The following is a 21,424-nucleotide window of genomic DNA, read 5'->3' as shown; positions in this document are numbered from 1 at the left end:
TTCTTCAGTGGATTCGGGATTCAGCCCTCATCACCCTCATCATCATCCCCGCCATCCACCTTCATCCCCAGCTCCTTGATCTTGCGCGTCAGGGTATTGCGGCCCCAGCCGAGCAGCACAGCGGCGTCGCGGCGGCGGCCGGCGGTGTGCTTCAAGGCGGTTTCGATCATGATTCGCTCGAAGGCCGGTACGGCGCTGTCCAGCAGGTTCGACTGGCCGCGTGCCAGGGCCTGGTCGGCCCATTGGCGCAGCGCCTGCTCCCAGTTGGTCACCGGTGCGGAGTCCTGCGGCAAACTCAACAGCTCCGGCGGCAGGTCGCTGATATGCACCTCACGCCCGGACGCCATTACCGTGATCCAGCGGCAGGTGTTCTCCAGCTGGCGCACGTTGCCCGGCCATGGCAGGTTCTTCAGGTATTCCTCGGTCTCGCTTTTGAGCAGCTTCGGCTCGACGGCCAACTCTTGGGCGGCGCGGCTGAGGAAGTGGCGGGCGAGGGTCGGGATGTCTTCGCGGCGGTCCGACATGCGTGGGATATGAATACGGATCACGTTCAGACGGTGGAACAAGTCCTCACGGAATTTGCCCGCGTGCACCAGGGTTTCGAGGTTCTGGTGCGTCGCCGCGATGATGCGCACGTCGACCTTGACCGGCGTGTGCCCGCCAACGCGGTAGAACTCGCCGTCGGCCAATACGCGCAGCAAGCGGGTTTGGGTGTCGGCCGGCATATCACCGATTTCATCGAGGAACAGCGTGCCGCCGTCCGCCTGTTCAAAGCGGCCACGCCGCAGGTTGGCGGCGCCGGTGAACGCGCCTTTCTCATGGCCGAACAGCTCGGACTCCATCAAGTCCTTGGGAATCGCCGCCATGTTCAGCGCGATAAACGGCGAGGCCGCCCGCGGGCTGTGACGGTGCAGTGCATGAGCCACAAGCTCTTTACCGGTACCCGACTCGCCGTTGATCAACACGGTGATGTTGGAGTGGCTCAAGCGCCCGATAGCGCGAAACACTTCCTGCATCGCCGGCGCTTCGCCGATGATTTCCGGGGTGCGGGTCAGGGCGGGTGGGGCTTCCTGGTTCTGCTGTTCCTGGGCGTGCTGGTTGGCGCGCTTGACCAGCGCCACCGCCTCGTCCACGTCGAAAGGCTTGGGCAGGTACTCAAAGGCGCCGCCCTGATAAGACGCGACAGCGCTGTCCAGGTCCGAGTGGGCGGTCATGATGATCACCGGCAGGCGCGGGTGCTGCTCGCGGATGCGCGCCAGCAAGTCCAGGCCACTGGCGCCGGGCATGCGGATGTCGGAGATGATCACGTCCGGCTGTTGACGCGCCAGGCGGCTCATCACCCCGTCGGCGCTGTCGAAGCTTTGGGTGGTCATGCCTTCCTGTTGCAAGGCTTTCTCGAGGACCCAGCGGATAGAACGGTCGTCATCGACGATCCAGACGGTTTCACTACGGCTCATGTCGATGGGGCTCCTTGTTCCAGAGGCAGAAAGATCGAGAACGTGGTGTGGCCAGGATGGCTTTCACATTCGATCAAACCCTGGTGCTGGCTGATGATGTTCTGGGTAATGGCCAGGCCCAGCCCGGTACCGTCCGGGCGGCCGCTGACCATGGGAAAGAAGATGGTTTCCTGCAATTCCGCAGGTATGCCCGGGCCGTTGTCGATGATCTCGACTTTGGTCACCAGGCGATGGCGCACATGGCCGATCGTGAACTGGCGCAGGGCGCGGGTGCGCAGGCTGATGCGGCCCAGGCGCAGCTCGTTCTGGCTGCTGATGGCCTGCATGGCGTTGCGCACGATATTGAGCACCGCCTGGATCATCTGCTCGCGGTCGATCAATACATCGGGAATGCTCGGGTCGTAGTCGCGTACGAGGGTGATGCAGCCCTGGCTTTCGGCTTCCACCAACTGGCAAACGCGCTCCAGCACCTCGTGCACGTTGGTCATGGCCAACGATGGCAACTTGTTGGAGCCGAGCATGCGGTCCACCAGGTTACGCAGGCGGTCGGCTTCCTCGATGATGACGTTGGTGTAGTCCTTGAGGTGCTCCTCCGGCAGTTCGCGCGCGAGCAGTTGCGCCGCGCCGCGAATCCCGCCCAGCGGGTTCTTGATTTCATGGGCCAGGCCGCGCACCAGCATCTTGCTGGTTTCCTGCTTGGACAGCTGCGCTTCTTCTTTGGTGATGCGCAGCAAGCGGTCGCGGGGGTGCACTTCGAGCAACAGCAACGTCGCGCCGTTGCTCAGGATCGGGGTCACGGCGTAGTCGACGGTCAGCGTCTGGCCGGTGAGGGCGGTGAGCATCGCTTCACGCTTGGTGAACGGGTGTGCCTGTTCCACCGCCTGGCGCAACGAGCTCAAGGCTTCGGCCGACTCGGTGAACAATTCGCTGATGAACTGCCCATGGCTGCGCTGGCCACTGATGGCCAGGAGCATCTCCGCCGCCGGGTTCATGTACTCAAGACGCAGGTCGTCATTGAGCAGAATGGTCGCGGTGGTCAGGTTGTCGAGTAACAAACGGTGCAGTGCATCGCTAATGGTCATCAGGACCTCTTTTGGAGCAAGGCGCGGGCTTGAGGCACACGCTGATACAAGGAAAATGCAAAAACCAAACCAAGGCTCCGAAAAGAAGCGTTAAAGCCCTGAAATAGGCGTTTAAGGCGCGAAACTGTGGCGTTCTGCCAGCTTGTTCGGGAAGAATCGAACCAAAATGGGCTGGCCAGGTGGGAAGCGTGCAGGCTATCGCACCAATATAGTGCGGTTTTGTGAAAGTTGTTCAGGAAGGCTTGGAAGGCGCAACTGAATGCACCGAGTCCAAATGTGGGAGCGGGCTTGCTCGCGAAGGCGGTGTTTCAGTTAATGCATCAGATGACTGACACACCGCCTTCGCGAGCAAGCCCGCTCCCACAATTTTGATTGGGTTTCAGGCCTCAACCTTTGTAGATGCACAGCTCGGCCGTGGCGCGAATCATCGCCAGCTGGCGCGTCGGGTCATTCAACGGCTCATGGATGGCTGTGGTCAGCCACTGCGGGCACTGTGGGTCGGTGCGCTGGGGGGTAAAGTCAGCCAGTTGCTGGAGCAGGCGTTTTTGCAGTTGGTCCAGTTGCGGGCGAATTTGCTTTACCAGGTCTGGGCGCGGGTCGTCGGGCGCTTTGCCTTGGAACTGCCAGTCGGATAGATGGGTGTATTGCACCAACTTATTGGCTTCGATCTGTGCCGAGAAAAATTGCTCGGCGGCGGCGGGGTCCAGTTTGTAAGTAGGCGCCTGGGCGACGACGCTGGCGATCACTTCCTGTTCGCGCTTCTTGTCCTCTACGGGCTTGTGGCTGTCCCATTTGCTCAGGGCAACCTGGTCGGCGATCTCCAGGCGTTCGGCGATGCTGTTGAGCAGAGGCTCCAGGGTGGGCGGCGCGGCGCTGGCTGTGGCGCAGGCGAACAACAGGGCGAATGCAAGTTTATGTTTCAACGTAGATCTCCTTGTGGGAGCGGGCTTGCTCGCGAAGGCGGTGTGTCAGTCACCCGATGCATTAACTGATACACCGCCTTCGCGAGCAAGCCCGCTCCCACATTTTGATTGGGTTTGCAGATTTCTGGCAGTGTCAGCCAGAGGCTACCTTAGCTTGCGTGCTTGCCTACAGGTGAGCCAGAATCCGCCGGCTTGTACGGCTGGCTTGTCGTCTCTAAGGTTGCTCGGTCGCTGCTCATCAGCGATCAGGTTTAGTAGCCTGGATTCGAATTGTAGGTCGTGCATTCTCCATCAATCAGATTTCCCGAATCTGTGCTTGATGGTGGCTGTGCGCAGGGCATCCTCGGATGCGCCGGGCTTCTACATTCACCGGTCTACTAACCTGCGCGCAGCCGCCACCCTTTCGTTTAGTAGCGAAGCGAAGGCGGCCTCATTTGAGGAATGTAGAAAATGTTCAAACCAACTCCAAATCCACCTCCATCCGTCTTCACCGTCGATCCCGGCAGCGACGACGAGTCCCTGCTGGTCAACAGCTTCGAAGCCTTCTCCTCAGTCAGCACCTTGTTGCTTGATTTGTCAGAGGCGCTGGAAGGCAAACACCGCGATACCGTACTGGCGATTCATCAGCTCAGTGCTCTCGGCACCTTGATGGTTGGAAAAATGCTCGACCGCCACGCCCCGGCTCGCTAAACGCCAGGCAAAAAAAAGACCTCCCGAAGGAGGTCTTTTCGTCACGCCACGTTAAGCGGCGCTGCCGGATCAGCAGCTGTAGTACAGCTCGTATTCCAGTGGGTGTACGAAGGTGCGTACTTTGATTTCTTCTTCGCTTTTCAGCTCGATGTAGGCATCGATGAAGTCGTCGCTGAATACGCCGCCTTTGGTCAGGAACGCACGGCCCTTGTCCAGCTCTTCCAGGGCTTCTTTCAGGCTGCCGCACACTTGTGGGATCTCTTTGGCCTCTTCAGGCGGCAGGTCGTACAAGTTTTTGTCGGCGGCGTCGCCAGGGTGGATCTTGTTCTGGATACCGTCCAGGCCAGCCATGACCAGGGCCGCGAAGGCCAGGTACGGGTTGGCTGCCGGGTCCGGGAAGCGAGCTTCGATACGGCGAGCGCGCGGGCTGGACACGTAAGGAATACGGATCGAGGCGGAGCGGTTACGAGCCGAGTAGGCCAGCATTACCGGTGCTTCGAAACCTGGGACCAGACGCTTGTAGGAGTTGGTCGACGGGTTGGTGAAGCCGTTCAGGGCCTTACCGTGCTTGATGATACCGCCGATGAAGTACAGGGCAGTGTCGGACAGGCCGGCATAACCTTCGCCAGCGAAGGTGTTCTTGCCATCTTTAGCGATGGACAGGTGAACGTGCATACCCGAACCGTTATCGCCATACAGCGGCTTAGGCATGAAAGTAGCGGTACGGCCGTAGGCATCAGCCACGTTGTGTACGCAGTACTTCAGGGTCTGAACTTCGTCAGCCTTGGCAACCAGGGTGTTGAACTTCACACCGATTTCGTTCTGGCCGGCAGTCGCCACTTCGTGGTGGTGAACTTCGATGACCAGGCCCATTTCTTCCATGGCGTTGCACATGGAGGTACGGATTTCGTGGTCGTGGTCGAACGGCGGAACCGGGAAGTAGCCACCTTTGATACCTGGACGGTGGCCTTTGTTGCCGCCTTCGATGTCCTGGTCGGACATCCACGAACCCTGTTCGGAGAAGATTTTGAACATGGAGCCGGAGATGTCGGACTTGAACTTGACCGAATCAAAGATGAAGAATTCTGGCTCCGGGCCTACGAATACGGTGTCGCCGATACCGGTCGACTTCAGGTATTCCTCGGCGCGCTTGGCGATCGCACGTGGGTCGCGGTCGTAGCCTTGCATGGTCGAAGGCTCGATCACGTCGCAGACGATGATCAGGGTTGGGTCTTCGGTGAACGGGTCGAGAACGGCAGTGCTGTCGTCCGGCATCAGGATCATGTCGGAAGCTTCGATGCCTTTCCAGCCGGCAATGGAGGAACCGTCGAACATTTTGCCTTCTTCGAAGAAAGCATCATCCAGCGCGTCGCGAGCCGGCATGGTCACGTGGTGCTGAGTACCTTTAGTGTCCGTGAAGCGCAGATCAATCCATTTAACGTCATGATCTTTGATGAGTTGAACCGACTTCGACATGGTGTCCTCCGGGTGGCTTCGGGCTGGATAGTGGAGTTAGCCCTTAGAATGTGGGTGATGCCGGCGCGAATACTCGACCAAGGCAACCTGTCTCACAAGAGAGCAAATTGCATGCCAGTGCGCCAACATGGCCTTTTTGCCTCAAAATCGCCCCTATAACGGTGCAATCCGCTGAAACGGAATAAATCACGCACTGCAATGTAGCGCTAATTCACATAAATGACCCGTTTTGGTGCGTGCTGCGTGTGATGCATATTAACTGGTTAAACCTTGAGCGATTTCCGCTATAATCCGCGCCCCCCTTTTTCAGCAGGCCCGGCGCGCGCTGTTTCCATGAAATTAATCGTTAAAGTGTTCCCTGAAATCACCATCAAAAGCCGACCGGTACGGATGCGTTTCATCCGTCAGTTGGCCAAGAACATCCGTGCCGTGCTCCGTGACCTGGACCCGGCTGTGGTGGTGAATGGCGTGTGGGACAACCTCGAGCTGGAAACCCGTATCACCGATGCCAAAGCCTTGAAGGACATGACCGAGCGCCTGAGCTGCATGCCGGGCATCGCGCATTTCCTGCAGGTGGATGAGTACCCGCTGGGCGACTTCGACGACATCACCGAGAAGTGCAAACAGCACTTTGGCAATGAGCTTGAAGGCAAGATTTTTTCGGTGCGCTGCAAGCGCGCTGGCAAGCACACCTTCAGCTCCATGGACGTCGAGAAATACGTCGGCAGCAAGCTGCGTCGCGAGTGTGGCGCCGCCGGAATTTCCCTGAAAGCGCCGCAAATTGAAGTGCGCATGGAAATTCGCGACCAACGGTTGTTTGTGATTCACAGCCAGCACAACAGCATCGGCGGCTACCCGCTGGGTGCCCTGGAACAGACCCTGGTGCTCATGTCCGGCGGTTTCGATTCCACGGTAGCGGCCTACCAGATCATGCGCCGCGGCCTGATGAGCCACTTCTGCTTCTTTAATCTGGGCGGGCGTGCACATGAATTGGGCGTGATGGAAGTCGCGCACTTTATCTGGAAGAAGTACGGCAGCTCCCAACGCGTGCTATTTGTAAGCGTGCCGTTCGAGGAAGTGCTGGGCGAAATTCTCGGCAAAGTCGATAACAGTCATATGGGCGTAGTATTGAAGCGTATGATGTTGCGCGCTGCGTCCCGAATCGCCGATCAGTTGCAGATCGACGCGTTGGTGACCGGTGAAGCGATCTCCCAGGTCTCCAGCCAGACGCTGCCGAACCTGTCGCTGATCGACTGCGTGACCGAGAAGCTGGTGCTGCGCCCGCTGATTGCCAGTCACAAGCAGGACATCATCGACCTGGCCGAAGAAATCGGCACGGCGGATTTCGCCAAGCACATGCCTGAATATTGCGGGGTCATCTCGGTGAACCCCAAGACCCACGCCAAGCGCAACCGCGTGGAGTACGAAGAACAACAGTTTGACATAGCGATTCTGGAGCGTGCGCTCGAGAACGCTAAAATGGTCCCGATCGATCGCGTAATCGAAGAATTGGGCCAAGACGTGCAAATCGAAGAAGTCAGCGAAGCCCTGGCCGGCCAGATTATCGTCGACATCCGTCACCCGGATGCCGCCGAAGATGAGCCGCTGGAAATCGCTGGCATCGACGTGCAAACGCTGCCGTTCTACGCATTGAACGCGCGTTTCAAGGAACTGGATAACAGCCGTCAGTACCTGCTGTATTGCGACAAAGGCGTGATGAGTCGCCTGCATGCCCACCATTTGCTCAGTGAGGGGCATGCCAATGTGCGCGTTTATCGACCGAGCTAAGAGCCCGGGGCTGTTTGCCTGTGGCCTGCGTCACCGGCCCCCCGACTCTGCCGTCAAGCTGTAACGGCAAGGCCTGACTCTACTGTTAATCGCTGCCACGACCTGTCAGCACACCGAATCCTCTGATCGAGATACACAAGTGATCGAAAATCTACGTAACATCGCCATCATTGCTCACGTTGACCATGGTAAAACCACCCTGGTAGACAAACTCTTGCGTCAATCCGGCACCCTGGAGCGCAACGAGCTCAACGACGAGCGCGTGATGGACTCCAACGACCAGGAGAAAGAGCGCGGTATTACCATTCTGGCGAAAAACACCGCCATCAACTGGAACGGCTACCACATCAACATCGTGGACACCCCGGGCCACGCCGACTTCGGCGGCGAAGTTGAACGCGTAATGTCGATGGTTGACTCCGTTCTGCTGCTGGTTGACGCTCAAGACGGCCCTATGCCGCAAACCCGTTTCGTGACCAAGAAGGCTTTCGAAGCCGGCCTGCGTCCGATCGTGTGCATCAACAAGGTTGACCGTCCAGGCGCACGTCCGGACTGGGTTCTGGACCAGATTTTCGACCTGTTCGACAACCTGGGTGCAACCGAAGAGCAGCTTGATTTCCAAGTGATCTACGCCTCTGCCCTGAACGGTATTGCCGGTCTGGAACACACCGCCATGGCGGAAGACATGACCCCGCTGTACCAAGCGATCGTTGACCACGTTCCACCACCGAAGGTTGACCGTGAAGGCCCGTTCCAGATGCAAATCTCGGCACTGGACTACAACAGCTTCCTGGGTGTTATCGGCGTTGGCCGTATCGCTCGTGGTAGCGTCAAGCCGAACACCCCGGTTGTGGCTATCGGTGCTGACGGCAAGAAGCGTAACGGTCGTATCCTGAAGCTGATGGGTCACCACGGTCTGCACCGTATTGACGTTGAAGAAGCTTTCGCAGGCGACATCGTGTGCGTAAGCGGTATGGACTCGCTGTTCATCTCCGACACCCTGTGCCAGCCGGACACTGTCGAGGCGATGAAGCCTCTGACCGTTGACGAGCCAACCGTTTCCATGACCTTCCAGGTAAACGACTCGCCTTTCTGCGGTAAAGAAGGCAAGTTCGTGACTTCCCGTAACATCAAGGAACGTCTGGACAAAGAGCTGCTGTACAACGTTGCTCTGCGCGTTGAAGAAGGCGACTCGGCTGACAAGTTCAAGGTTTCCGGCCGTGGTGAGCTGCACCTCTCGGTACTGATCGAAACCATGCGTCGCGAAGGCTTCGAAATGGGCGTTGGTCGTCCAGAAGTGATCATCCGTACTGTTGACGGCGTGAAGCAGGAACCGTTCGAAAACGTCACCATCGACACCCCTGAAGAATCCCAGGGCAAGGTCATGGAAGAGATGGGCCTGCGTAAGGGCGACCTGACCAACATGGTGCCGGATGGCAAAGGCCGTGTGCGTCTGGAATACAACATCCCTGCTCGTGGTCTGATCGGTTTCCGTAACCAGTTCCTGACCCTGACCAACGGTGCTGGCATCCTGACCTCGATCTTCGATCGCTACGACACCATGAAGTCCGGCGACATGTCCGGCCGTCAGAACGGTGTTCTGGTATCGGTAGAAACCGGCAAGGCGCTGACCTACTCCCTGGAAACTCTCCAGGCGCGTGGCAAGCTGTTCGTTGAACACGGTCAAGAGATCTACAACGGTCAGATCGTTGGTCTGAACAGCCGTGACAACGACATGGGCGTCAACCCAACCAAAGGCAAGAAGCTCGACAACATGCGTGCTTCGGGTAAAGACGAAACCATCGCTCTGGTTCCACCTGTTCGCTTCACTTTGGAACAGGCTCTGGAATTCATCCAGGACGACGAGCTGTGCGAAGTGACACCTAAGTCGATCCGCCTGCGTAAGAAGATCCTGGACGAAGGCGAGCGTACCCGCGCTGCCAAGAAAGCCAAGAACTGAGTTAACTCAGGCTGAATGAAAAACGCCCCCGGTTGAAAGGCCGGGGGCGTTTTTTTATGCCTGCAGAATGTGCAGTGATTGTGCCGGCCCCTTCGCGAGCAAGCCCGCTCCCACATTCGACCGCGTTTTCTCAGGAAGAATGGGGTCAAGTGTGGGAGCGGGCTTGCTCGCGAAAGCGGTCGCTCAAGCAATACAAATGTCGGATCAGAACTTGTCGAGCGTCTTGAACGTGGTTTCGCGCACCACTTCCTTCGGCTTGTACGCACAATACCCCGGGCGCGGGCCGATTTTCGGGTGGTTGCGGCAGGTATCCGGGCGCTTGTCATAAATAGTGCAGAAGCGCGTCTTACGATCCAGGTACAGGCAATCGTTGTTGCTCATGCGCTGCAGGGTAAAAATCTCGGATTTGGAGTTGTAGCGCTCGACGATGCCTTCTTTCTGCAAACGCTTGGCGATGTTCTTCGGCGGGTCGCCGCGTTCGAACTCATCGACGATGCCAATGCGGATCAGGTCCTTGATCTTCACCTCAACCGGCAGCGTGCAACAGCTGGACACGCAGCCACCGCACATGTGGGCGGAATATTTCTGCCAAGTCTCGAGACGGTCGAGTTCCGCGGCGGCGATCAGTTGAGGCTTCATCAGGGTTCCAAGGTGGGGCGCTATCTGGGCGCGCGATAATACCGGGATTGATGATTTTTTGAACAGTATTTTGCGGTTTTCAGCCCGAAGGCTGCTCAACCACCGATCGGGCACGACCCCTGCATCAATTTCCCGCAAAGGTGAATGAGTTAAAAAACTGCCGAACGAGCACGTTCACCGTCTGTCAGACCGACTAGGCTCTAGCAACTCCTTCAATCTCGCCCGAGGTCGCACCGATGTCTCAGGAACCGCTTGCACGAGAAGCAGAGGTAGCCGCATTCCGCGATGCTGTCTTGACCAAACTCACTTACGCGGTGGGTAAAGACCCCGACCACGCCTTCGACCACGACTGGTTTGAAGCCATTGCCCTGGCCGCCCGCGACCAGATGGTCGACCACTGGATGGACCATACGCGACGTATTTACCGCAAAGGCCAGAAGCGGGTTTATTACCTCTCCCTGGAATTCCTCATCGGCCGCTTGCTCTATGACAGCCTGAGCAACCTCGGCGTGTTGGAGATTGCGCGCGAAGCCCTGTCCGAACTGGGCGTCGACCTGGAACGCATCCGCCTGCTGGAGCCCGATGCGGCGCTCGGCAACGGCGGCCTTGGCCGCTTGGCGGCCTGCTTTATGGAAAGCATGTCCACCTTGGGCATTGCCGGCCACGGTTACGGCATTCGCTATGAGCACGGCTTATTCCGCCAGGCGATTGTGGATGGCTGGCAACAGGAGCAGACCGAGCGCTGGCTGGACTTCGGCAACCCGTGGGAGTTTGAGCGGGCCGAAGTGATTTACCCGATCGGTTTTGGCGGCAGCGTCGAAACCCTGCCGGACGCCTCCGGCAAGCTCATCCAGGTGTGGACGCCCAACGAAACCGTGCGCGCCGTTGCTTATGACACCCCGGTGGTCGGCTGGCGCGGCGCCAGCGTGAACACCCTGCGTCTGTGGCGTGCACGGGCCGTGGAGGACCTGCACCTGGAGCGTTTCAACGCCGGTGACCACTTGGGCGCCGTCGCCGAAGTGGCCCGCGCCGAAAGCATCTCGCGTGTGCTTTACCCGGCCGACAGCACCGAAGCAGGGCAGGAACTGCGCCTGCGCCAGGAATACTTCTTCGTTTCCGCATCGCTGCAAGACTTGTTGCGCCGCCACAAAAACATGCACGGCTCGGTGCTCAGCCTGGGCGAGCACGCTGCCATCCAGCTCAATGACACCCACCCATCCATCGCCGTGGCCGAGCTGATGCGCCAGTTGGTGGACCTGCACGACATCCCGTGGGAAGCCGCGTGGGACGTGACGGTTGAAACGCTTTCCTACACCAACCACACCTTATTGCCGGAGGCGTTGGAAACCTGGCCTGTCGGCCTGATGGAACGCATGCTGCCGCGGCACATGCAAATCATCTACCTGATCAACGCCCAGCATATTGACTCGCTGCGGGCCAAGGGCATCCACGATTTCGACGTGCTGCGCGCGGTGTCGCTGATCGAAGAAGACAACGGCCGCCGCGTGCGCATGGGTAACCTGGCGTTCCTCGGCTCACATAGCGTCAACGGCGTGTCCGGTTTGCATACCCAACTGATGCGCAGCACGGTGTTCTCCGAACTGCACAAGCTGTACCCGGAGCGCATCAATAACAAAACCAACGGCATCACCTTCCGCCGCTGGCTGTACCAGGCCAACCCCAAGCTTACCGAGATGCTGGTGGAAGCCTTGGGCCCGGACATTCTCGACACCATGGAAACACGCCTGACGGAGCTGGAAACCTTCGCCGAGAAGCAGGTTTTCCGCAAAGCCTTCGCCGAACAACGCCTGCACAGCAAGCGCGCACTGGCCGAGATCATCCACGAGCGCCTGGGCATTTCGGTGAACCCGGCGGCGATGTTCGATGTGCAGGTCAAGCGGATCCACGAGTACAAACGCCAACTGCTGAACCTGCTGCACACCGTGGCCTTGTACCAGGCAATCCGCGCCGAGCCGGGCACCGATTGGGTGCCCCGCGTGAAAATCTTCGCGGGCAAGGCGGCCGCGAGTTATCACCAGGCCAAGTTGATCATCAAGCTGACCAATGACATCGCCCGCACCGTGAACAACGACCCCACCGTGCGCGGTTTGCTCAAGGTAGTGTTCTTGCCCAACTACAACGTCAGCCTGGCGGAAAGCATCATTCCGGCGGCGGACTTGTCGGAGCAGATTTCCACCGCCGGTTTTGAAGCCTCGGGCACCAGTAACATGAAGTTCGGCCTCAATGGCGCGCTGACCATCGGCACCATGGACGGCGCTAACGTGGAGATGCACGAGCGCGTGGGCGCCGAGCATATGTTTATCTTCGGCCTCAGCGCCGAACAAGTGGAAGCCCGCAAGTACGCCGGTGAATTCCACGCCGGGCCGGAAGTGGCAGCCTCCCATCGTCTCAACGATGTGTTGCAAGCGATCCGCGGCGGGGTGTTCTCGCCGGATGATCCGGGCCGTTATGTGGGCTTGATTGACGGCCTGATCGACTACGACCGCTTCCTGGTGTGTGCCGACTTCGACTCCTACTGGGACGCCCAGGCGCGTGTCGAGGCGCATTGGCACGACTCGAAGGCGTGGTGGCGTTCGGCGGTGCTCAATACGGCGCGCATGGGCTGGTTCTCGTCGGACCGGACGATCCGCGAATACGCCACCGAGATCTGGAAAGCGCTCGACTAAGTAACGCAGTAAAAAGTGTGGGAGCGGGCTTGCTCGCGAATGCGGAGGGTCAGTTAACAAATATGTCGACTGGCACCCCGCTTTCGCGAGCAAGCCCGCTCCCACATTAGCCCCGCGTCGATATACTAGGCCCCGGTTTGCCCGCCTCGGGCTGCTTAGGGATATCGACCATGCAATGGATTTTCATGCTGATTGGCCTGGTGCTCGGCTGGACACTCGATGAGTCGTTCACCGATGCCGGCTTCGGTGCGCTGCTGGGGTTGGGCATTGGCCAGGCGATTCGTCTGTCGAGGCTGTCCGCCCAAGCAGACCAGCAAGCGCGTCAGTTAGAGACCACGTCGAAGGCGTTGAACGCGCTGGAGCAGCGCCTGGCGCAGCTGGAAACGCCCGAACCTGCGCCACTGGCGCGCAGTGTGTTTGTCGAAACCCCCATTCCCGAATCGCCTATCCCTGAGCCGAAGGTCGCGGCCAAGGCGCCCGATCTCGTCTGGGAGTTGCCCGCCGAACTGGCGCCTGTCGCCGTGATGGCCGAGGCCAGCCAGCCACTGCCGGCTGACGTCTGGGCCCCAGCGCCGACGCCGCAACCTGAAGCACCTGCCATTCCCCGAGGCCCCAACCTGATCGAACGGGCCATCAGTGGCGCGCGCGATTGGCTGTTTGGCGGTAACACCGTGCTGCGCGTCGGCGTCGTGCTTCTATTTCTCGGCCTGGCCTTTCTGTTGCGCTACGCCACCGAAGGCGTGGTGGTGCCGATCGAGCTGCGTTACGCCGGCGTTGCCGCCGCCGCCATCGGCCTGCTTGGCCTGGGCTGGTGGCTGCGGCTGCGTAACAGCAATTACGGCTTGATGCTGCAAGGCACCGGCATTGCCGTGTTGTACCTGACCGTGTTCGCGGCGATGCGCCTGCACCCGTTGATCGACCCAGGCGCGGCACTTGGCCTGCTGGTGGCGGTCACGGTGTTCTCGGCGATCCTGGCGATCACCCAGGACGCCCTCGGCCTGGCCTGCGCGGCAGCGTTGGGTGGTTTTGCCGCGCCGATCCTGACCTCTACCGGCGCCGGTAACCATGTGGCGCTGTTCAGCTACTTCGCACTGCTCAACGCCGGCATCCTCGCCATCGCCTGGTTCAAGGCCTGGCGCTTGCTCAACCTGATCGGCTTTGTCGGCACCTTCGGCATCGGTTTCGCCTGGGGCATGCGTTCCTACACACCGGAACTGCTGTGGAGCACCGAGCCGTTTCTGATTGTGTTTTTCCTGATGTACCTGGCCATCGGCTTGTTGTTCGCTCGGCGAAAATTGCAGGAGATGAGCGACGCGCCTGAGGACGACAGCCGTGACGCACTGCTGCGCTGGTCGGCGGCCAAGGGCGATTATGTCGACGGCAGCATGCTGTTCGGCCCGCCGCTGGTGGGCTTTGGCTTGCAGTTCGCGCTGGTGCAGCACCTGGACTTTGCCGCCGCGTTCAGTGCGTTGGGCCTGGGAATTATCTACATGGGCCTGGCCCGGTTGTTGAGTGGTGGGCGCGCCTTGTTGCTGGCGGAAACCTGCCTGGCGCTGGGTGTGATCTTTGCCAGCCTGGCGATTCCCCTGGGCCTCGATGCGCGCTGGACGGCTGCCGCGTGGGCGGTGGAGGGCGCCGGGATCTTCTGGCTTGGCTTGCGTCAGCAGCGGCCGTTGGCGCGGGCATTTGGGCTGTTGTTGCAGTTGGGGTCGGCGCTGGCGTTCCTCAGCGAGCTGCGCGTTGGCGCACAGACCTTGCTCGACGGTGCGCCGTTGGGTGCGCTGCTGCTGGGCGGGGCATTGCTGTTCAGCTTCGCTCAGTTGCGCAAGGCGCCGACTGAACAGGCTGCGGATTGGGAGCGCAAAGGCCTGCCCGTGCTGGCAAGCCTGGGCCTGACCTTTTTGTACCTGCTCGCGCCGTTGCTGTTACTGACCCAAGGCACCGCCATCAGTTGGGCAATAGCCGGTCTGGTCACTCTGTTTATCGGCCTGCGCATCGGCTCGCGTACCTTCCTGTTTACCGCCTTCGCCGTGCAATTGCTTGGCGGGGCGTTGTTCCTGCTGCGCTTGCAAGGCGGCGACGGGGCGGCGGTCTTCAGTGCGGGTTGGGCCGGCTTGTTGACGGCCTCGCTGATCGGCCTCGCCTTGATCGGCGGCATGCTGCTGGCGGCGCGCGACGACATGGTGCGCAGCGATGTGCGGCTGCTGCGTGGCCTGTCAGTGGTGTTGCTCGCAGGTTTGGTGCTGATCAATCTCGCCGTGCTGTTTGTACTGCCTTGGGAAAGTGCCAGCGGCGTATGGGCGGCCAGTGGCTTGTTGATCATCTGGCTGAGCCTGTACCTGCAACAGCGTGTCAGCTTTGTGTTTGGATTGCTGCTGCAATTGATCGGCGGCGGCTCGTTCCTGTTGGCGGCGCCGCAGTTGCTCGGGCCGTTGAGCAGCGAGGGCTTGCGCCCCTTGGCGCACAGCGGTTTCTGGACGCCGATGGTGCTGGGCTTGGCCGCGATGGTGGGCGCCTGGCGCTTGCAGCGTGAGCCGCATGCGCCGGTGTTTGCTGTGTTGAAGCTGCAACGCCTGTCCGACCTGCTGCTGGTGTGGGGCGCGGCCTGGTGGACGCTGGCGCTGATCGGTGAAGTGTTGCGGTTTATCCCGCAGGAGCTGCAGGGGCCATTTTTGCTCGGCATCGCGGCGGTGAGCGTGGCGATCTGGGCAGTGCTGGCCGAACGTTTGCGCTGGGCGTCGCTGGGCATGCTGTGCGCCTTGCTGATGCCGGCGGCGGGCGTGGTGTTGCTGGTGTCTGCCCATGACTACTACCACCCGGCGGCGCAGTACGGCTGGCTGGCTTGGTTGGCGGTGTTCGTTGTGCATTTCATCGCGCTGCGCCGTTTGGCTGCACGGGTGCCGGGCAACGTGTTGAGCATCGCTCACGTGCTCGGCTGCTGGATGTTGATCGGCGTGTTGGCGCTGGAGCTGCGTTACGGCCTGCTGTTGCTGTCGAGCGAGTACAACGCCTGGCGCTGGTTGGGTTGGGCGATTCTGCCGAGCCTGTACCTGGTGCTGGCGGCTGCGCCGCGCAGCTGGCCGTGGCCGGTGTCGGCGTATCCGCGTGAATACCGCGTGCTGGCCGCGTTGCCGCTGGCGGGATTGATGCTCGGCTGGTTCTGGCTGGCAAATATCTTCAGTGACGGTACGGCCAGACCGCTGCCGTATGTACCGCTGCTCAACCCGCTGGATCTGGGCCTGCTGTTTGCACTGCTGGGTGTGTATTTATGGTCGCGCAGCGTGGCGCCGCAACGCGGGCCGCGTACTGAGCTGATCGCCCAAGGTGTCGCGGGTATTTCGCTGTTTGCCTTCTTTACGGCATTGGTGATGCGTACTGCCCACCATTGGGCTGGCGTGCCCTTCCAGCTGGATGCATTGCTGGAATCGATGTTGGTCCAGGCCGGTCTGTCGATCGTCTGGACCTTGGTCGCTCTCGGCCTGATGATCGGCGGCCATCTGCGCCATCGTCGCGAAGTGTGGCTGATCGGCGCGGCGCTGATTGCGGTGGTGGTCGCCAAGCTGTTCTTTGTCGAACTGAGCAACCGTGGCGGGCTGGCGCGGATCGTGTCGTTTATCGGTGTGGGCGGATTGTTGCTGGTGGTGGGCTACTTTGCGCCGCTGCCGCCCAAGCGCGCCGAACCGGTGTTGGAAACTGAAGGAGCATCCTCTTGATCGGTAAGTTGAGCGTAATCGCGGTGGGCGTGTGTACGACGTTGTCGGTGTGGGCCCAGGAAACGCCCGCCGACTTCACCACGCACGTGCCGCTGGCTGTGAGCGGCAACGGCCCCTGGTATCGCCTGGAGCTGCCATTGGCGGTGCAATTGAGCGCGCGCCAGGCTGATCTCAGTGATGTGCGGGTGTTCAATGCCGCCGGTGAGCCCCAAGCCTATGCGCTGTCGCGTCAATCGGCGCAGCGTACTGAAAGCCGCGATGTGGCTGACGTGAAGTGGTTCCCGCTGTACGCCGCCGACACCCGTGAGAACGTGCCGGACGTGGTGATGAAATCCACCGCCGAAGGCACGTTGTTGGAAGTCCGCCCAGCCAAGGCGGGCAAAGAAGTGCTGCGTGGCTGGGTGCTGGATGCCAGCGCGATCAAGGCGCCGTTGCAGCAACTGAGCCTGGACTGGAGCCGCGAGCAGGATGGCTTCCAGCGTTTCAGCATTGAAGCCAGTGATGACTTGCAGCACTGGCAGTCGTGGGGCGATGGGCAGGTGGCACGCCTGTCGTTTGCCGATGAGCGCGTCGAACAGCATGACGTCAGCCTGCCGGGGCAGTCGGCGCGTTACCTGCGTTTGGTGTGGCAGGGCCAGGTCGCGCCGACGCTGACCTCGGCCAAGCTTGTGAGCGCCACAAGCAGCAGCTTGCCGCTGCCGTTGGTGTGGTCACAGCCCTTGTCGGGGACGCGGCTCAAGGCGGGCGAATACAGCTGGCAGCTGCCGACGGGGCTGCATGTCGAGCGCTTGCGCATTGAGTTGAAGCAGCCCAATACGCTGGCGCCGGTAACGTTGGCGGGGCGCCGTGACGCCAATCAAGCCTGGCAGCCGCTGAGCAATGGTTTGTTGTACCGCCTGACCCAAAACGGCCAGGACGTGGTGCAGGACGAATTGCAGCTGCCTGGCCAGGCCGTGGCCGAGCTAAAACTGCAGGTGGATGAGCGCGGCGGCGGCTTGGGCATCGAAGCCCCGGCTTTGCGCTTTGCTGTGCGCGCCACCCAGTTGGTATTCCTGGCGCGGGGTGAACCGCCGTTCACCCTGGCGTTGGGTAATGGCTCAGTCAAGGCAGCGAACCTGCCGTTGTCGACCCTGATCCCCGACTACAGCGCCGAGCGCCTCAAGACGTTGGGTCAGGCCACGGTCACAGGAGAGGTGGTGGTCAAACCCCTCGCCGTTGCCCCATTGCCCGAAATGGGCACCGACTGGAAGAAACTTGGCCTGTGGGCCGTGCTCCTGCTGGGTGTGGCGGCACTGGGGGCGATGGCCTACAGTTTGTTGCGCACGCCAGCGGGCAAACCGTGAACTCTATTGGAGTTAAATCCTCTGATTAGAGGAAATACGCCTCGACTCGCGTTAAACTGCGCGGGTTTATAAGCCCCCCATTCTCCGGAGCCTTACATGTCCCGCGTTACCCTGAGTCGCTATTTGATCGAGCAGACCCGCAGCAACAACACGCCTGCCGATCTGCGCTTCCTTATCGAAGTGGTGGCGCGTGCTTGCAAGGAAATCAGCCACGCCGTGTCCAAAGGCGCACTGGGTGGTGTCCTGGGCAGCATGGGCACTGAAAACGTTCAAGGCGAAGTGCAGAAGAAGCTCGACGTCATCTCCAACGAGATCCTGCTCGAAGCCAACGAATGGGGCGGTCACCTGGCCGGCATGGCGTCCGAAGAAATGGACAATGCCTACCAGATCCCGGGCAAGTACCCGAAAGGCGCGTACCTGCTGGTATTCGACCCACTGGACGGTTCGTCCAACATCGACATCAACGCGCCGGTCGGCACCATCTTCTCGGTACTGCGTTGCCCGAACGAATACCTGAGCCAGAACGAAGCCCTGAACGAAAAGGCCTTCCTGCAGCCAGGCACCGAGCAGGTCGCTGCCGGTTATGCGATCTACGGCCCACAGACCATGCTGGTGCTGACCCTGGGCGACGGCGTCAAAGGCTTTACCCTGGACCGTGAAATGGGCAGCTTCGTGCTGACCCACGAAGACATCACTATTCCTGCCTCCACCCAGGAATTTGCGATCAACATGTCCAACCAGCGCCACTGGGAAGAGCCGGTGACTCGCTACGTCGGCGAGTTGATGGCAGGTGAGGAAGGCCCGTTGAAGAAGAACTTCAACATGCGCTGGGTCGCCGCGATGGTGGCCGACGTGCACCGTATCCTGACCCGTGGCGGCCTGTTCATGTACCCACGTGACAGCCGCGAGCCCTCCAAGCCTGGCAAACTGCGCTTGATGTACGAAGCCAACCCGATGTCGTTCCTGGTTGAGCAAGCGGGCGGCGCGTCCACCGACGGCCACCAGCGCATCCTCGACATCCAGCCTGAAGGCCTGCACCAGCGTGTGGCGGTGTTCCTGGGTTCGAAGGAAGAGGTTGAGCGTGTGACCGGTTACCACAAGAAGTAAAACCTTGCGGTAATTAAAAAGCCCCGAAACGTTTCAGCGTTTTCGGGGCTTTTTTGTTTTCGCTCGTCGGGAACCAGACACCCCTTTTCCCTTCTAAGCTTCTGGCAGATACCCCAGCTGCTTCGTCTCTTCAGGAGCTTTTCCATGTCTTTACGCCGTCTCGCCTTGCTGGCTTTTTGCGTGCTGTTAGCCGCTTGCAGCAAGGTCAATCAAGAAAATTACGCGAAGCTGTCGGCTGGCATGGCCAAGGCCGAGGTTGAGTCGTTGCTGGGCAAGCCGACCGATTGTTCCGGCGCACTGGGTATGTCCAGTTGCACGTGGGGCGATAAAAACAGCTTTATCAGCGTGCAGTACGCCGGTGACAAAGTTCTGATGTTTTCCGGGCAAGGCCTGAAGTAAACCGGGGCGCGAGCCTGCGGGAGAAGAAGAATGATCCGTTTTGTTTTGTTTCTTTGCGCCAGCCTGTTTTTGGCGGGCTGCGCCAGCCATTCTGGCGATGATCTGCAACCCAAGACAGCGAGCAACGTCAACCTGAAGCGTTACCAGGGGACCTGGTACGAATTGGCCCGATTGCCGATGTATTTCCAGCGTAACTGTGCGCAGTCCGAAGCCCGCTACAGCCTGCTGCCGGATGGCGACATGTCGGTGTTCAACCGCTGCCTGACGCCTGAGTGGAAGTGGGAAGAAGCCAAGGGCACGGCCACGCCGCAAGTGCCCGGCAAGACCGACAAGCTCTGGGTGGAATTCAATAACTGGTTCACGGCGCTGCTGCCGGGCGTCGCCAAGGGCGATTACTGGGTGCTGTACGTCAGTGATGACTACAAGACCGCCATCGTCGGCAGCCCTAGCCGGCGCTACATGTGGATCTTGTCGCGTACGCCGACGGTCAGCGCCGACACCCGCGAAGACCTGCTGAGCAGGGCGCGGCAGCAAGGGTATGACACCACGCGGTTGATCTGGCGTACGTCGGACAAGCAGATGGCGAAGACTTCGCAGTAAACCTGGACCATCGCCAATCAAAATGTGGGAGCGGGCTTGCTCGCGAATACGGAGTGTCAGTCGACAGATGTAATGACTGATACACCGCATTCGCGAGCAAGCCCGCTCCCACATTTGTTTTGCATTGTTTGTTAGCCCAGCATATCCCTCAGCACTTGCGTGAAGGCGCGGCTGCTTTCCTCTTCACCGGCATGATGCCCGTCCCTTACGACCCACTTCCCGTTCACCAGCACATCGCGCACTTGCCGATCACCACCGGCGAACAGCCAGCGATTGAGAATGCCGTCCTCCGTCGCCGTTGCCAGGTACGGGTCGTTGCCATCCAACACCAGCCAGTCCGCGCGTTTGCCCACTTCCAAGCGGCCAATCGTCTGGCCCAGCGCCTGGGCGCCACCGTCCAATGCAGCATCAAACAGTGTGCGACCGACCATTGGCTGATCACTGCGGTACAAGCGGTTACGCCGCTGGTCGCGCAGGCGCTGGCCGTATTCCAGCCAGCGCAACTCTTCCACCACGCTGAGTGACACATGGCTGTCGGAGCCAATGCCCATGCGTCCGCCTTGGGCGAGGAAATCCACCGCCGGGAAAATCCCGTCGCCCAGGTTGGCTTCGGTGGTCAGGCACAGGCCAGCAATTGCGCGGCTCTTGGCCATGCGCGTGACTTCGTCAGGATCAGCGTGGGTGGCGTGCACCAGGCACCAGCGCTCATCGACTGCAACGTTGTCATACAGCCATTGCAGCGGGCGTTTGCCACTCCAGGCCAGGCAGTCATCGACTTCTTTTTGTTGCTCGGCGATGTGGATGTGCACCGGGCAAGCCTTGTCACTGGCGGCCAGCACTTCATTGATTTGCTGCGGCGTGACGGCGCGCAATGAGTGGAAGCACAGGCCCAACTGCTGCGCCGGTTGTGCGGCAAGCATCGGCTTGAGGCGTGCTTGCAGGTCCAGATAATTTTCGGTGCTGTTGATAAAGCGTCGCTGGCCTTCGTTCGGCGCCTGGCCACCAAACCCGGCGTGGGTGTAGAGCACGGGCAGCAAGGTCAAGCCAATCCCACTGCTGGCGGCCGCCTGGCTGATTTGCCGCGACAGCTCCGCACGGTCGGCATACGGCTGGCCGCTGACGTCGTGATGCACGTAGTGAAATTCCGCCACCGAGGTGTAACCGGCCTTGAGCATCTCGATATACAACTGGCGGGCGATGACCTGCAGTTGCTCCGGGCTGATCTTGCCGACCATGCGGTACATCAAATCGCGCCAGGTCCAGAAGCTGTCATTCGGGTTGCCGGCCACTTCGGCCAAACCTGCCATTGCACGCTGGAAGGCGTGGGAATGCAGGTTTGGCATGCCCGCCAACACCGGACCTCTAAGCCGTTCGGCGCCGTCTGCACTGGCGTTGGGCTCAACGTGGGTCAGCAAGCCATCGGCACTGACTTCAAAGCGTACATCGTTGGCCCATCCATTAGGCAGCAGCGCGCGTTCGGCAAAGAAAGCGGACATGATCAAGGCACCCCGGTCGTGTGTTTATTTGTATATACATATACAGACGTTTGCCTGCTCGGTA

Annotated in this window: 15 protein-coding genes; 9 read left to right on the top strand and 6 right to left on the bottom strand. The window is 60.3% G+C overall.

Going from position 1 to position 21,424, the window contains the following annotated elements; translation table 11 throughout:
- Positions 1-20: 20 nt before the first annotated feature.
- The 3 genes from ntrC to ACLBW8_RS12255 form a co-directional block, all read right to left on the bottom strand.
- A complete protein-coding gene (gene ntrC / locus ACLBW8_RS12265) occupies positions 21-1,457 on the bottom strand; it encodes a nitrogen regulation protein NR(I) (RefSeq protein ID WP_003218003.1) in 1,437 nt (478 codons plus the stop codon).
- Complete coding sequence (glnL, locus tag ACLBW8_RS12260; RefSeq protein WP_056860661.1) at positions 1,454-2,539, bottom strand: nitrogen regulation protein NR(II); 1,086 nt, start codon at positions 2,537-2,539, stop codon at positions 1,454-1,456. The genes ntrC and glnL overlap by 4 nt, the downstream gene beginning before the upstream one ends.
- A 386-nt stretch (positions 2,540-2,925) precedes the next feature.
- A complete protein-coding gene (locus tag ACLBW8_RS12255; protein WP_447805457.1) occupies positions 2,926-3,462 on the bottom strand; it encodes a chorismate mutase in 537 nt (178 codons plus the stop codon).
- Between the two features lie 450 nt (positions 3,463-3,912).
- Here ACLBW8_RS12255 and ACLBW8_RS12250 point away from each other — a divergent pair, with 450 nt between their 5' ends.
- Positions 3,913-4,152 (top strand): DUF6124 family protein, encoded by a 240-nt coding sequence (locus tag ACLBW8_RS12250; protein ID WP_128589494.1) that lies wholly within the window; start codon positions 3,913-3,915, stop codon positions 4,150-4,152.
- A 69-nt stretch (positions 4,153-4,221) separates the two neighbouring features.
- Here the strand turns inward: ACLBW8_RS12250 and glnA are convergent, their stop codons facing one another.
- Positions 4,222-5,628, bottom strand: a complete 1,407-nt coding sequence (gene glnA, locus ACLBW8_RS12245) for a glutamate--ammonia ligase (RefSeq protein WP_017138628.1) — start codon at positions 5,626-5,628, stop codon at positions 4,222-4,224.
- Positions 5,629-5,961: 333 nt separating this feature from the next.
- Between glnA and thiI the strand changes: the two genes are divergently transcribed.
- A complete protein-coding gene (thiI, locus tag ACLBW8_RS12240) occupies positions 5,962-7,416 on the top strand; it encodes a tRNA uracil 4-sulfurtransferase ThiI (RefSeq protein WP_447805456.1) in 1,455 nt (484 codons plus the stop codon).
- 139 nt (positions 7,417-7,555) lie between these two features.
- A complete protein-coding gene (gene typA / locus ACLBW8_RS12235) occupies positions 7,556-9,376 on the top strand; it encodes a translational GTPase TypA (RefSeq protein WP_053140412.1) in 1,821 nt (606 codons plus the stop codon).
- A gap of 204 nt (positions 9,377-9,580) precedes the next feature.
- Here the strand turns inward: typA and ACLBW8_RS12230 are convergent, their stop codons facing one another.
- Positions 9,581-10,015, bottom strand: a complete 435-nt coding sequence (locus ACLBW8_RS12230) for a YkgJ family cysteine cluster protein (protein WP_064450261.1) — start codon at positions 10,013-10,015, stop codon at positions 9,581-9,583.
- 236 nt (positions 10,016-10,251) lie between these two features.
- On the opposite strand from ACLBW8_RS12230, the gene ACLBW8_RS12225 reads away from it, so the two are divergent.
- From ACLBW8_RS12225 to ACLBW8_RS12200, 6 genes are all read left to right on the top strand, one after another.
- Positions 10,252-12,702: a glycogen/starch/alpha-glucan phosphorylase gene (locus ACLBW8_RS12225; RefSeq protein ID WP_447805455.1), complete on the top strand. Its 2,451-nt coding sequence runs from the start codon at positions 10,252-10,254 to the stop codon at positions 12,700-12,702.
- Between the two features lie 170 nt (positions 12,703-12,872).
- The gene (locus tag ACLBW8_RS12220) at positions 12,873-16,415 is read left to right on the top strand and encodes a DUF2339 domain-containing protein (protein WP_447805454.1); all 3,543 of its coding nucleotides are present in this window, start codon (positions 12,873-12,875) and stop codon (positions 16,413-16,415) included.
- Positions 16,415-17,758 (top strand): DUF3999 domain-containing protein, encoded by a 1,344-nt coding sequence (locus ACLBW8_RS12215; protein WP_447805526.1) that lies wholly within the window; start codon positions 16,415-16,417, stop codon positions 17,756-17,758. The genes ACLBW8_RS12220 and ACLBW8_RS12215 overlap by 1 nt, the downstream gene beginning before the upstream one ends.
- Before the next feature lie 96 nt (positions 17,759-17,854).
- Complete coding sequence (locus ACLBW8_RS12210; protein ID WP_053253909.1) at positions 17,855-18,865, top strand: class 1 fructose-bisphosphatase; 1,011 nt, start codon at positions 17,855-17,857, stop codon at positions 18,863-18,865.
- Positions 18,866-19,009: 144 nt separating this feature from the next.
- Positions 19,010-19,264: a hypothetical protein gene (locus ACLBW8_RS12205; protein ID WP_017849914.1), complete on the top strand. Its 255-nt coding sequence runs from the start codon at positions 19,010-19,012 to the stop codon at positions 19,262-19,264.
- 30 nt (positions 19,265-19,294) lie between these two features.
- Entirely contained in the window at positions 19,295-19,864 is a 570-nt protein-coding gene (locus ACLBW8_RS12200; protein WP_221293722.1) for a lipocalin family protein, read from the top strand.
- Between the two features lie 131 nt (positions 19,865-19,995).
- Here the strand turns inward: ACLBW8_RS12200 and ACLBW8_RS12195 are convergent, their stop codons facing one another.
- Positions 19,996-21,360 (bottom strand): formimidoylglutamate deiminase, encoded by a 1,365-nt coding sequence (locus ACLBW8_RS12195; RefSeq protein ID WP_447805453.1) that lies wholly within the window; start codon positions 21,358-21,360, stop codon positions 19,996-19,998.
- Positions 21,361-21,424 lie beyond the last annotated feature (64 nt).

The sequence above is a fragment of the Pseudomonas sp. M5A4_2d genome (assembly GCF_053345295.1).
The sequence above is the reverse complement of the archived record's forward strand: the minus strand, read 5'-3'. Positions and strand labels throughout refer to the sequence as shown.